Below are 11,673 nucleotides of genomic sequence, written 5' to 3'. Positions count from 1 at the left end.
CATCATCCCTCCGTAGTGACTGGTATTATCGGCAAACAGCTGTAATCCTTTACTTTTTTCTTACGGAGACCTGTCGATGGGACGCTGGCGCCCCCCTCAGGCGAAGAGTTCGCCCTATATCACTCAGGAAGGCTACGAACGCCTTACTGAAGAGCTTAAATATCTGTGGAAGGTCAAACGACCCGAGGTTACTCAGGCAGTCAAGGAAGCCGCTGCTCAGGGCGACCGCTCGGAGAATGCCGAATACATCTACGGCAAGAAACAGCTTCGTGAGATCGACCGCCGCGTGCGCTACCTGTCCAAGCGTTTGGAGCACATCAAGGTAGTGGATCGCGCACCGGATGATCAAAGCCGAATCTTTTTCGGTGCCTGGGTTACGCTGGTTGACGAAGAGGACCAGGAGCGTCGCTATCGAATCGTCGGTGCCGACGAGATAGATCCTGCCAAAGGCTACATCAGCATAGACGCACCCCTGTCGCGGCAATTGCTGAAAAAGCAGGTAGGCGATGAAGTAATCATTGAAAGACCGGAGCAGAATGAGCTCTGGCTGGAAGTGCTGGCCATCGAATATTGATGGTCGGCGATCAACGCTCAAATTCGAACAGAATGAATTGTGAGAATCGAAAATCGATAAAATGTAACAAATAATTGGTAAGATAACGCGATAGGAAAGGAAAACCGGAAGTGGTGGGTCGTATAGGACTCGAACCTATGACCAATTGGTTAAAAGCCAACTGCTCTACCAACTGAGCTAACGACCCGCTCTTGATGCTCTTCGCATCGACCATGCCAGACAGGCAAGGTCTTCATGATTTGGCTCCTCGACCTGGACTCGAACCAGGGACCAATAGATTAACAGTCTACTGCTCTACCAACTGAGCTATCGAGGAACTGCTCAAATCATCATCCTTTAATGGCGGAGGGGCAGGGATTCGAACCCTGGGAGCCTCTCGACTCGTCGGTTTTCAAGACCGGTGCTTTCGACCACTCAGCCACCCCTCCGCGACGAAAGTGATTGTACTGGGAATCTTTTCGCTGTCAAACCGTCAAAGTGCTTGAAATACGGTTACAAACCCGCATCATTGCTCCAAATGGAAATAAAACACGAGGTTTATGATGGATAACGTTCGTACTGTTGATAGCCGCTCGACACAGGCGGTGCTGGAGACCAACAAGGTCATCCGCAACACATACATGCTGCTGGCCATGACACTGGTATTCAGTGCGGCAACAGCAGGTGTCTCCATGGCGATCAACCCTCCGTTCATGGTCTACCTGGGTAGCGTGCTGCTCGGCTTTGTCCTGCTGTTCGTCATTAACCGCAAGCAGAACAGCGCAGCTGCCCTGCCCCTTACCTTCGCGTTCACCGGCCTGATGGGCTTTGGCCTGGGTCCGATCCTGAACCACTACCTGGCTCTGCCCAATGGTGGTGAGATTGTGATGACGGCCATGGGCATGACTGCAATCACCTTCCTGGGCCTGTCTGCTTATGTGCTGTCTTCCCGCAAGGACTTCAGCTTCATGGGCGGCTTCCTGGCGGCGGGCTCCATTGTCCTGCTGGTAGCCATGCTGGCCCTGTTTGTGCTGCCGCTGTTCGGTGTTGATATCTCCGGCCTGCAGCTTGCTTTCTCTGCTGCCGTGGTACTGCTGATGTCCGGCTTTATCCTGTATGACACCAGCAACATCGTTAATGGTCGCTACACCAACTACGTGATGGCGACTGTTGGTCTGTACCTGAGCATTTACAACCTGCTGGTGCACCTGCTGAGCCTGGTTGGTGCTTTCAGCGACGACTAAGCTACAGCATACCTGCCCGAGAAGCCCCGTCATCTGCTAAGATGGCGGGGCTTTTTTGATGACGGATTCCTCCTGATGCGATTTACACTTGTCGTGCACTCAGCACCTTACCAATCAGCCTCTGCCGGCACGGCCCTGCGCTTTGCACGTGCCGTATTGGACGCGGGACACCAGATCCATCGCGTGTTTTTCTATCGAGAAGGCGTTCATAACGCATCCGCGCTGGCATCGCCCCCGCGTGACGAACAGAATTTGCCACAAGAATGGCGCGCACTGGCCAAGGAGCATGACCTGGACCTGGTTGTGTGCATTGCTGCCGCCGTTCGCCGCGGCATACTCGACAAGGAAGAGGCCAAGCGTTACGAGAAAAAAGGCGGCAATCTGGCCAAACGCTTTGAGCTTTCAGGTCTCGGCCAGCTGATCGAAGCCAGCGTCGTTTCGGACCGTGTGGTGACCTTCGGAGGTGGCCGATGAGCAAATCGATTCTGATTATCTGCCGCAGCGCGCCTTACAGCTCTTCTTCTGCGCGGGATGCTCTGGATATGGCACTGGCTGGCGCTGTTTTTGAACAGCCAGTGAGCCTGCTCCTGCTGGATGATGCTGTACTGCAGTTGCTTCCCGGTCAGCGCAGCAGTGCCATTCAGGCCAAGAACCCTAACGCCATGCTGGGCGCCTTGCCCATGTACGATATCGAGCATATCTACACCAGCCTGGGTTCGCTTGCCCTGCATGGCTTGCACGCCGATAGCCTGGAACCTGCACCGACCGTGCTCGACGCAGAAGAACTGAAACATTTCATTGCCCGGCATGAGGTGGTGTTGACGCTATGACTTTACATATTCTGGGCGCATCTCCCAGTGATCGTACGACCTTTGAATCCTGTCGCGATACCCTGATGGATGGCGATACCCTGCTGTTGATTGAAGACGGTGTGTACTGGGCTTTATCCCAGCACCGCCCTGAACTGGCGCGCCTGCCGGCCCGTGTGAAGCTTCTCAAAGCGGATCGTGAAGCAAGGGGTGTTGAGCTCGAAGCCCTGACAGAAGTCGACGACAGCGGGTTTGTAGAGCTTTGCGTGGAGAATGAACGTAGTGTGAGCTGGTTCTGAGGATGGATATTGAAGTGAATGGCCAGGCCGTCAGCCTGGATGAAGAGGGTTACCTGTACAATCTGGATAGCTGGTCGCCTGCTGTAGCTGAAGCATTGGCTGCAGAGGATGGCCTGGAACTAACGGATGAGCACTGGGAGGTTATCCATGTTCTGCGTCAGTTCTACCAAACCTACCAGCTCTCCCCTGCCATGCGGCCACTGGTAAAGGCGGTTGCTGCTGAGCTGGGACCTGAAAAGGGGCGCAGCATCCATCTGATGAAGCTGTTCCCGGGCAGCCCTGCCAAGGTCGCAGCGCGGCTGGCAGGCCTTCCCAAGCCCGAAAACTGCCTCTGACACCCTTTTGCCACCTCAGGAATAGTGATGCTCAGCTTTGCTGCCAACCTCAGTCTCTTGTTTACCGAATACCCGCTCATCGAGCGCTTTGCTCAGGCCCGCAAGGCCGGGTTTGACCGGGTTGAGATTCAGTTCCCCTACTCCCTGCCGCTTGAGCAGGTAGAGTTGGAGCTGAACAGGCACGAGCTGGAGTTAGTGCTGATCAATATTCCTGCAGGTGTTCTTGCAGCCGGTGAGCTGGGGCTGGCGTGCCTTCCGGGGCGGGAACAGGAGTTTGCTGCAGGGCTGGAAATGGCGATTGAGTGGTGTCAGGCCCTCAATGTACCTCGTATCAACTGCCTGGCCGGAAAAACGCCGCCTGATGCATCACCCGAGCAGGTTCAGGCAACCCTGGCCCATAACCTGCGACTGGCCGATTGTCGTTGCGGTGAAGCCGGGCTGAAACTGATGATCGAAGCCATTAACACCGATGATATTCCCGGCTTCCACCTGCATAACAGCCAGCAAGTGCTGTCCCTGATCAACGAACTGAGCCTTGAAAACAGCTTTTTGCAGTACGATGTTTATCATATGCAGAAAATGGAAGGTAATCTGATCTCGACTTTGCAGCGCAATAGAGACAAAATCGGTCATATACAGATTGCCGATGTTCCGGGGCGTCATGAACCGGGGACAGGTGAGATCCATTTTGCTAATCTTTTCAAAGCGCTCGAGGCAATGGGATACGCTGATATTGTCAGCCTCGAGTACAATCCACTGGGGCGTACCGACGCCGGCCTCGAGTGGCTGAAACCTTGGATGACACAGGACAGACAGCATGAGCATGAATGCAGCGGCTGAACACTTGCGACAGCTTCAGGAAAATCATCAGGCCGACGACCAGAATCGTCGCTCTCAGCAGGAAGAAGTCGTATACCACCAATGGGCGACCTTCCGCGTTGATGACGAGCTTTATGGCATTGATGTCATGCAGGTTAAGGAAGTACTCCGTTTCAGCGAAATTACGCCGGTTCCCGGTGCTGATACTTCCATTCTGGGCATCATCAATCTGCGTGGTAACGTGGTAACCGTTATTGATACCCGCCAGATGTTTGGCCTGCCGATGGTACCCTATGACGACGATACCCGTGTCATCGTGGTGGAATTCAACGAACAGGAAGTCATTGGCCTGGTAGTCGACAGTGTCGATGAGGTGATCAATCTGCCGCATAACGATGTTGATCGCGCGCCCAGCGTTTCTGGCGACGACTCCACCAAGCGTTTTGTGCAGGGTGTGTGCTACCACAACAATATCCTGATCATCCTGCTGGATCTGACCAAGATGCTGCTCAGCATCACGCCGCTGACGGAAGAAGAGTTGATGAATCAGCGCTACTGAGCATAACCAGCGCTTGCATCGAAACAAAACAGGCAGCCGTTGGCTGCCTGTTTTGGTGTGGGGGCCTGCTACGGGATTTACCTAGAAACCTTCCTGGCGATACAGCGGGATCTCGTGCTGACTGGCGTATTCGATTGCCTGATCAATTTCTGCCAGCATGCGGGCCTTGTCACGCCCAAGAGTACCCTTCAAAACCAGTGAATTGGACACATGGTCACTGCGGAAAATGCTCTGCTTCAGCTCTGTGGCTTCAATCAGCATCCGCATCTCCTGGAACAATTCCAAGCCGTTAAGGGGCTGAAAATCGCCGTCATAACCGGCCAGAACCTTCTTGTCCGTACCACGCCTAAAGAAAAGCACCAGGGTGGCGAGAAACTCAGGCTGCACCAGGTTGACCAAGCGTGCCGATTCCCGCGCATGCTCCTCGCTAAAGCGTTTTCCGCCACCACCATTGATCAACATCACCGAGCGCTTGATGCCGGCCTCACCGGCCTTGAGTAAAGCCTCAGCCGTAGTATCGAAGGTTTCACCCTTATCAAAGGCGCTGAGCACGGTATTTGAACCACTTTCCGCACCCATGTAAATCAGCGTCAAGCCAAGCTCACGCAGCTCCGATAACTCTTCGACCGACTTGCGCTTGAGGTTGGATGGCAGGCAGTACGCAGAAACGCGACGTACCGATGGCATATGTTCGCGAATAGCCTGCAAAATGGCCTTAAGACGGCGAACAGACAGCGCCATGGCATCACCGTCCGCCAGGAACACGCGCTGCACCTGAGGCAGCTGCTGTCCGCAGCGCACGATCTCTGCCATCACCTCATCTTCTGCCTTGGGGCGAAAACGCTTGTGATCATCGGTGTACATGTCACAGAAGGTGCAGCGGTTCCAGCTGCAACCATTAGTGATCTGCAGGATTAGAGAGTCAGCCTCGCTGGGTGGGCGGAACACCGGTTCGATATACTCGACCGGCGGCTGTGAATACCACATCAGTTGGCTCGGGTGCGCTTGAACAGGGTGTAGAAGTTTTCAGTGGTCTGCTCGGCCACCTGCTCCACCGGAATGCCCTTCAGTTCAGCCACACAGGCCGCCACGTCGGCAACATACGCCGGCTGGTTCTGTTTGCCACGGAAAGGTACCGGAGCCAGGTAGGGGGAGTCGGTTTCGATCAGCATGCGCTCAAGCGGAACGGCTTTAACGACCTCACGCAGCTCCTCTGCATTGCGAAACGTAATGATGCCGGAGAAGGAAATCATGTAACCCAGTTCCAGTGCGGACTTGGCCATCTCCAGGGATTCGGTAAAGCAATGAAGTACGCCTGCCGAGTTCACATTGCCATGCGCCTTGATAAGCTCAATGGTATCTTCACGTGCATCGCGGGTGTGCACGATAACCGGCAGATCCAACTCCCCTGCCAGCTGCAAATGACCGGCAAAACTCTCTTTCTGCTGCTCGATACTGTCCTGGGTGTAGTGGTAATCGAGTCCGGTTTCGCCCAGCGCAACGATGCGAGGGTTATCAGCCAGCTGGCGCAGGCGACCTTCATCGTAGGGACTTTCTTCTACATGCAGCGGATGAATGCCGGCCGAGAAGAACACATTGTCGAAGTCGCTGGCACAGGCATACATGCTGTCGAACTTGTTAAGATCGACACAGACACAAAGCATCTTGTCGACGTTGCGTTCCTGAGCGGCAGAAATGACATTGCTGAGCTGGCCATCATGCTTATCGAGCTTAAGCATATCGAGATGGCAATGAGAGTCTATAAACATCAAGCCTCTGAATTTTTACAGTGTATTGGTGCGGCGCCCACTGCTGGACATACCCGCCAGGTAGGTTTCGATCTTGTTGACCAGCGATGAATCATCACTGGAGAGCTGGATACCGATACCCGGTACACGCCCGCCCTGGGCTGCTTTTGGTGTCACCCAGATAACCTTGCCCGTCACCGGAATCTTGTCCGGCTCATCCATCAACATAAGTAGCATGAAAACCTCTTCCCCGAGCTGATAGCTGCGTGTAGTGGGAATGAACAGCCCGCCATTCGTTACAAACGGCATGTAGGCCTTGTAGAGGTTTTCCTTGTTGTCGATATTCAGGGACAGTATACCGTGACTGATCCTTGGAATTATGGACATGATTCAACGTTCCCCTGTTATCGGACCAATGCAGACCACTGCAGCAGAAGTGTCTCCAGCAACAGCTGTCGATTGGGATTCTGACGCAGCATAAGACTGACCCTCTCTTCCTGGATGCGATCGGCTAACGAAAAGATTCTAACGCGACTGGTCTGTTTGGCAACTGCTTCCAGCATGCGGCGCATATCGGCGTTGACCCGCGGCTCGTCCGAGCCGGTCATCTGCATGCGCACAACATCATTAAGCAGGCTGGCGAGCCAGTCCAGACAGTTTAGCAGATCCGCCTTGCCTAGTTTGGTTGCCAGCTCGGATGCGCTGGTACGGCCTCGCAGCAGGTCTGCAAGCCCCGTCATCAGCAACTTGCGCTGATCCATGGCATCACTTTGGTACAGATCGCGCGCGCGCAAAGGCGCACCGTGAGCCAGCCCAAGCAGTTGACTGGCCTTGGTCGGCTCAAGTTCCAGCGATTGCGTCAGCCACTGAGCGGCCTCATCTGGCGATGGTATAGCAAAATCGATGCGCTGACAGCGGCTGCGGATAGTTGGCATCAACTGTCCCGGCTGGTGGCTGATCAAGATCAGTAGCGTATCCTCTCCGGGCTCTTCCAGAATCTTCAGCAAGGCGTTGGCTGATGAAGTGTTTAACGACTCGGCCGGCTCAAGGGTTACGATACGGTAGCCGCCCTGCTGGGCAGTGCTGTGCAGGCGATCAATCAGCTCACGTACCTGGTCCACCTTGATAGGCTTGCCCTGGGCTTCAGGACGCAGCTGAAAGCGGTCAGGATGGTGACCGGCGATACGCAATTCACAGCTATGACAATGGTCGCAGGGCTTGTTGCCCTGAGGGTTGTGGCACAGCAGCAAATTACCCAGCGCTTCGGCAAACTCTGCCTTGCCGATACCGGCAGGCCCCGACAGCAACAACGCATGCGGTAGCCGACCATGCTGTCGCTGCTCCATGACGCGCTCCCAGCGGCTGCCAAACCAGGGGTAATCAGCTACATCGCTCATACACTGGCTCCAAAGCGCTGCAAAACGTCCTGGATTTGCTGTTGCACGACAGGCAGCTCAGGTGAGGCATCGATTACCGCAAAGCGATCAGGCTCTGCTTCAGCACGTTGCAGGTAGAGCTTACGAACCGCTTCGAAAAACTGCAACTGCTCCGACTCGAACCGGTCCGGTGCACTACGGGCACTGGCACGTGCCATGCCGATTTCGACCGGAACGTCCAGCAGCAGGGTCAGATCGGGTCTGAGCGTTTGTTGTACCAGCTGCTCAAGGGTGGCAATGGCTGTCATATCCATACCTCGGCCAGCCCCCTGGTAGGCGTAGGTCGCGTCGGTGAACCGGTCGCAGAGCACCCACTTTCCTGCGGCCAGAGCAGGCTTGATAACCTGTTCCAGGTGCTGGGCGCGTGCCGCAAAGACCAGTAACAGCTCCGTCAGGTCGGATACCTGCTCGTCGCGGCGCGCCAACAGCAACTCTCGCACTGATTCGGCCAGCGGAGTGCCACCGGGTTCACGCGTTCTGACAACATCGCGCCCCTGTGCCCTGAGGCTGGCTTCAATAAAATCGAGATTGGTGGTTTTGCCCACCCCTTCTCCACCTTCGACTGTAATGAAGCGACCGCTTTGCATCTTCTTACTCTTCTGGTGACGAACGATAATCGCTGCGCCGGCTCAACTGATAACGGCGTACGGCGTTGTTATGTTCGCGCAATGTATTGGAAAACTGGTGGGTGCCATCGCCCTTGGCAACAAAATACAGGGCCTTGCCTGGTGCCGGGTTCATGGCGGCCTCGATGGCTTCGCGCCCTACCAGTGCGATAGGTGTTGGCGGCAAACCGTTGATTACATAAGTATTCCAGGGTGTCGGTCGGCGCAAGTCAGCACGTGTAATATTGCCCTGGTAACGGTCGCCCATACCGTAGATGACTGTGGGGTCAGTCTGCAGGCGCATGCCACGCTCCAGACGACGGACAAAGACCCCGGCGATCTGGGGGCGCTCACGAGGAACACCGGTTTCCTTTTCAATAATGGATGCCATGATCAGGGCCTCATAGGCCGTATCATAAGGCAGCTCAGGTTTACGTGACTCCCAGGCTTCGGCCAGTACTTCCTGCAAATCGGCGTAAGCCCGCTGTAGCAGGTCGACATCACTGGTGCCGCGTTCAAACTGGTAGGTTTCGGCCAGGAAAAGTCCTTCAAGGGCCGGCAGACCCGAATTCAATTCTTTCAACAGTGCTTTTTCATCAAGCGCATCCAGTGTGTGCTCCAGACGGTCATCTGCCAAAAGGCGTTGGCGTAACTGCTTGAACGTCATCCCTTCAACCAGTGTGAAGCTGTAACTGATGGTCTCACCCGCAACCACGCGATCAAGCAGGTCGCGCATCGACATGCCGGGCTCAATCTGATATTCACCGGCTTTAATAGCGGTTACCGACGGGTTCAGGCGGGCTTCGAGACGCAGCCACAGAGGATTGTCGATGAGACCTTCATCACTGAGTTGCTGGGCGAATTTGCGGAACCAGGTTCCGGCATCGACGTGTAATTGCCTGGGCTGCTCAATCGGCAGCTGGGCACTCATTTTTTCCTGATGCACCTGATAGCTGCCCCATCCCAGAGCAGCAACCAGCACAATAAGCAGGGTGAGCAACAGCAGCAGCTTTTTAATCATTTTACCTTCCGTTGTAGCTGCAAGGATTGCAGGCGAAGCGTCATATGTCCCAGCGGGTATTCCTGCTCGCCCAAGTTGGTAATTGGCCAGATGCCATTCAGGCTGTTGCAGAGAAACAGTTCGTCAGCAGCCATTACCTGTTCGGGGCAATAATCACCAATATGGACCTGGACACCCCAGGCATCAGCCTGGGCAATGATCTGGCGCCGCATAATACCATTGATACCGCTACCGGACAGGTCGGGGGTGTGCAGGCAGCCTTCGGACACGAAAAAAAGATTGCTCATCGTGCCTTCAATTACAAAACCGCGGGTGTCTGATACCAGGCCTTCGCGACAATTGGTGTGTCGCCACTCTTCACGGGCCAACACCTGCTCAAGACGGTTCAGGTGCTTGATACCACTCAGGGCAGGCTGAACCGCAAGCCGGGTTTCACACCAGCACACATCTATACCCATTTCGGGCTGATCCGGGTATGCGGGCATGGGGGAAAGTGTGACGATGCGACTGGGGTTGGCAGGGTTTGGCGTAAGGTAACCACGGCCACCACTTCCCGCAGTTACAATAAGCTTGAGAACAGCATCACCCGCTGGCAAGCTCAGCCCGGCGATATCGGCTTGCAGGGCGGCTATAAGCCCCTGATCAGGAATGCCTAATCGCTGACAGCCTTCCAGCAGACGATCAAAATGGGCGTGGAGTAATGCGGGTTGGCCAGCACTGACCAGAATGGTTTCGAACAGACCCTGCCCATACGCCAAACCACGATCCGAAACAGGAATCGTCGAAGCAGGCAGGCCGTTGATCAGGGTTGAGGTCGACATCGGAAACAGAAGGAGGCGCTAGCGCCTCCTCTTACCTCAGCTTCGGTTGAAAATCAGCGTACCGTTGGTACCGCCAAAGCCAAAGGAGTTGGACATTGCCGCATCAATCTTGCACTCCTGAGAGGTGTGCGCCACATAGTTGAGGTCGCAGCCCTCTGAGGGGTTATCCAGGTTGATGGTCGGCGGTGCCACCTGGTCGCGCAGAGCCAGCACACAGAACGCAGCTTCAACCGCGCCGGCAGCACCCAGCAGGTGGCCGATCATGGATTTGGTTGAGCTCATGCGAACCTGGTCGGCAGCACTGCCCAGTACACGCTTGGCAGCGTTGGACTCGGCGATATCGCCTGCCGGCGTGGATGTACCATGGGCGTTGATGTAATGGATGCGATCCGGATCGATCGCAGCATCGTTCACGGCATTCTGCATGGACAAGGCTGCGCCGGCGCCATCTTCAGGCGGTGCCGTCATATGGAAGGCGTCATCAGACATGCCGAAGCCGGACAGCTCACAATAGATATGAGCGCCACGTGCTTTAGCGTGCTCGTATTCTTCCAGAATCAGCACACCTGCCCCATCACCCAGAACGAAACCATCACGGTCACGATCCCAGGGACGGCTGGCCGCTGTCGGGTCATCATTACGCGTCGAAAGTGCTCGTGCAGCAGAGAAACCTGCCAGCCCAAGCGGAGTGGTCGCCATTTCAGCGCCACCGGCCACCATGACATCCGCATCTCCGTACTGGATCATGCGCATGGCGTGGCCAATGTTGTGCGTACCACTGGTGCAAGCCGTGGTAATCGCGATGTTAGGTCCGCGCAGGCCATACTTAATTGCCACGTTTCCGGAGATCATGTTGATGATGCTGCCCGGAACAAAGAAAGGTGAAACGCGACGAGGCCCGGAGTTGTTCAGTGTATCGTGGGTCTTCTCAATCATCGGCAGGCCACCGATGCCAGAGCCGATTGCGCAACCAATGCGGTGCGCATTGGATTCAGTCGCTTCAATACCGGCATCTTCAATGGCCTGAGCGGCCGCAGCCATACCGTATTGAATAAAGAGATCCATTTTGCGTGCTTCTTTGGCACTCATGTACGGTTCAAGCGAGAAGTCCTTGACCGATGCAGAGAAGCGCGTTGCGAACTGAGAGGCATCGAAGAAATCGATAGATGCTGCGCCGCTTTTACCGGCAAGGATATTGTCCCAGGTGTCCTTCACGGTATTACCTACAGGTGTAAGCAAACCCAGTCCGGTTACAACCACTTTTCTGCGAGACATCCTATTCCTCCAGTCTAGAGGCCTGATAAAAGAAAAGCCGCACTATATTCGCATATAGATGCGGCTTTTCGACTAATTCTGTCGGGATTGATTACTGATGAGCGTTGATGTAATCGATCGCGAGCTGAACGGTGGTGATTTTTTCAGCT

General features: G+C 55.1%; 16 protein-coding genes and 3 tRNA genes. 8 read left to right on the top strand and 11 right to left on the bottom strand.

All coding sequences use genetic code 11. The features are described 5' to 3' along the window. Positions 1 to 76 precede the first annotated feature (76 nt). Entirely contained in the window at positions 77 to 574 is a 498-nt protein-coding gene (gene greB, locus ACN0SO_RS26945; RefSeq protein ID WP_417682920.1) for a transcription elongation factor GreB, read from the top strand. Positions 575 to 685: 111 nt separating this feature from the next. On the opposite strand, the gene ACN0SO_RS26940 is transcribed toward greB, so the two are convergent. The 3 genes from ACN0SO_RS26940 to ACN0SO_RS26930 form a co-directional block, all read right to left on the bottom strand. Beyond that, positions 686 to 761 (bottom strand) — tRNA-Lys (locus ACN0SO_RS26940). 53 nt (positions 762 to 814) lie between these two features. Then, positions 815 to 890: transfer RNA gene (locus tag ACN0SO_RS26935), tRNA-Asn, on the bottom strand. Between the two features lie 24 nt (positions 891 to 914). Then, positions 915 to 1,002, bottom strand: a tRNA-Ser gene (locus tag ACN0SO_RS26930). 114 nt (positions 1,003 to 1,116) lie between these two features. On the opposite strand from ACN0SO_RS26930, the gene ACN0SO_RS26925 reads away from it, so the two are divergent. From ACN0SO_RS26925 to ACN0SO_RS26895, 7 genes are all read left to right on the top strand, one after another. Then, positions 1,117 to 1,797, top strand: coding sequence for a Bax inhibitor-1/YccA family protein (locus ACN0SO_RS26925; protein WP_076462633.1), 681 nt, complete (start codon positions 1,117 to 1,119; stop codon positions 1,795 to 1,797). A 75-nt stretch (positions 1,798 to 1,872) separates the two neighbouring features. Continuing rightward, complete coding sequence (gene tusD / locus ACN0SO_RS26920; protein ID WP_417682917.1) at positions 1,873 to 2,271, top strand: sulfurtransferase complex subunit TusD; 399 nt, start codon at positions 1,873 to 1,875, stop codon at positions 2,269 to 2,271. Further along, on the top strand, positions 2,268 to 2,627 hold the full coding sequence (gene tusC / locus ACN0SO_RS26915; protein ID WP_417682916.1) for a sulfurtransferase complex subunit TusC: 360 nt from the start codon (positions 2,268 to 2,270) through the stop codon (positions 2,625 to 2,627). Before tusD ends, tusC begins: the two co-directional genes overlap by 4 nt. Continuing rightward, positions 2,624 to 2,905, top strand: coding sequence for a sulfurtransferase complex subunit TusB (gene tusB, locus ACN0SO_RS26910; RefSeq protein ID WP_417682914.1), 282 nt, complete (start codon positions 2,624 to 2,626; stop codon positions 2,903 to 2,905). Before tusC ends, tusB begins: the two co-directional genes overlap by 4 nt. A gap of 2 nt (positions 2,906 to 2,907) precedes the next feature. After that, the gene (locus ACN0SO_RS26905) at positions 2,908 to 3,240 is read left to right on the top strand and encodes a TusE/DsrC/DsvC family sulfur relay protein (RefSeq protein WP_417682912.1); all 333 of its coding nucleotides are present in this window, start codon (positions 2,908 to 2,910) and stop codon (positions 3,238 to 3,240) included. Positions 3,241 to 3,267: 27 nt separating this feature from the next. Then, complete coding sequence (locus ACN0SO_RS26900; protein WP_417682910.1) at positions 3,268 to 4,080, top strand: hydroxypyruvate isomerase family protein; 813 nt, start codon at positions 3,268 to 3,270, stop codon at positions 4,078 to 4,080. Next, positions 4,058 to 4,618, top strand: coding sequence for a chemotaxis protein CheW (locus tag ACN0SO_RS26895; protein WP_010323855.1), 561 nt, complete (start codon positions 4,058 to 4,060; stop codon positions 4,616 to 4,618). The genes ACN0SO_RS26900 and ACN0SO_RS26895 overlap by 23 nt, the downstream gene beginning before the upstream one ends. 81 nt (positions 4,619 to 4,699) lie before the next feature. On the opposite strand, the gene ACN0SO_RS26890 is transcribed toward ACN0SO_RS26895, so the two are convergent. Genes ACN0SO_RS26890 through fabF form a run of 8 tightly spaced genes read right to left on the bottom strand, consistent with a single transcriptional unit; the run spans position 4,700 to position 11,524 of the window. Further along, a complete protein-coding gene (locus ACN0SO_RS26890) occupies positions 4,700 to 5,605 on the bottom strand; it encodes a radical SAM protein (RefSeq protein ID WP_417682907.1) in 906 nt (301 codons plus the stop codon). Next, the gene (locus tag ACN0SO_RS26885) at positions 5,605 to 6,387 is read right to left on the bottom strand and encodes a TatD family hydrolase (RefSeq protein WP_417682905.1); all 783 of its coding nucleotides are present in this window, start codon (positions 6,385 to 6,387) and stop codon (positions 5,605 to 5,607) included. The genes ACN0SO_RS26890 and ACN0SO_RS26885 overlap by 1 nt, the downstream gene beginning before the upstream one ends. Positions 6,388 to 6,402: 15 nt before the next feature. Beyond that, positions 6,403 to 6,753, bottom strand: a complete 351-nt coding sequence (locus ACN0SO_RS26880; protein WP_010323858.1) for a PilZ domain-containing protein — start codon at positions 6,751 to 6,753, stop codon at positions 6,403 to 6,405. 17 nt (positions 6,754 to 6,770) lie between these two features. Further along, on the bottom strand, positions 6,771 to 7,763 hold the full coding sequence (locus tag ACN0SO_RS26875) for a DNA polymerase III subunit delta' (RefSeq protein WP_417682903.1): 993 nt from the start codon (positions 7,761 to 7,763) through the stop codon (positions 6,771 to 6,773). After that, positions 7,760 to 8,389 carry a dTMP kinase gene (gene tmk / locus ACN0SO_RS26870; protein ID WP_417682901.1) on the bottom strand — a complete coding sequence of 210 codons (630 nt, stop codon included), beginning with the start codon at positions 8,387 to 8,389 and terminating at the stop codon, positions 7,760 to 7,762. Before tmk ends, ACN0SO_RS26875 begins: the two co-directional genes overlap by 4 nt. Before the next feature lie 4 nt (positions 8,390 to 8,393). After that, positions 8,394 to 9,428 (bottom strand): endolytic transglycosylase MltG, encoded by a 1,035-nt coding sequence (mltG, locus tag ACN0SO_RS26865; protein ID WP_417682899.1) that lies wholly within the window; start codon positions 9,426 to 9,428, stop codon positions 8,394 to 8,396. Further along, the gene (pabC, locus tag ACN0SO_RS26860) at positions 9,425 to 10,249 is read right to left on the bottom strand and encodes an aminodeoxychorismate lyase (protein ID WP_417682897.1); all 825 of its coding nucleotides are present in this window, start codon (positions 10,247 to 10,249) and stop codon (positions 9,425 to 9,427) included. The genes mltG and pabC overlap by 4 nt, the downstream gene beginning before the upstream one ends. Before the next feature lie 36 nt (positions 10,250 to 10,285). Next, a complete protein-coding gene (gene fabF, locus ACN0SO_RS26855; RefSeq protein ID WP_417682895.1) occupies positions 10,286 to 11,524 on the bottom strand; it encodes a beta-ketoacyl-ACP synthase II in 1,239 nt (412 codons plus the stop codon). Positions 11,525 to 11,673 lie beyond the last annotated feature (149 nt).

Origin of the sequence: Roseibium sp., from assembly GCF_048260565.1 — a bacterium.
In the GTDB taxonomy this organism is placed as follows: Bacteria; Pseudomonadota; Alphaproteobacteria; order Rhizobiales; family Stappiaceae; genus Roseibium.
Note: the sequence above shows the minus strand (reverse complement) of the source record. Positions and strands in the feature narration are given on the sequence as shown.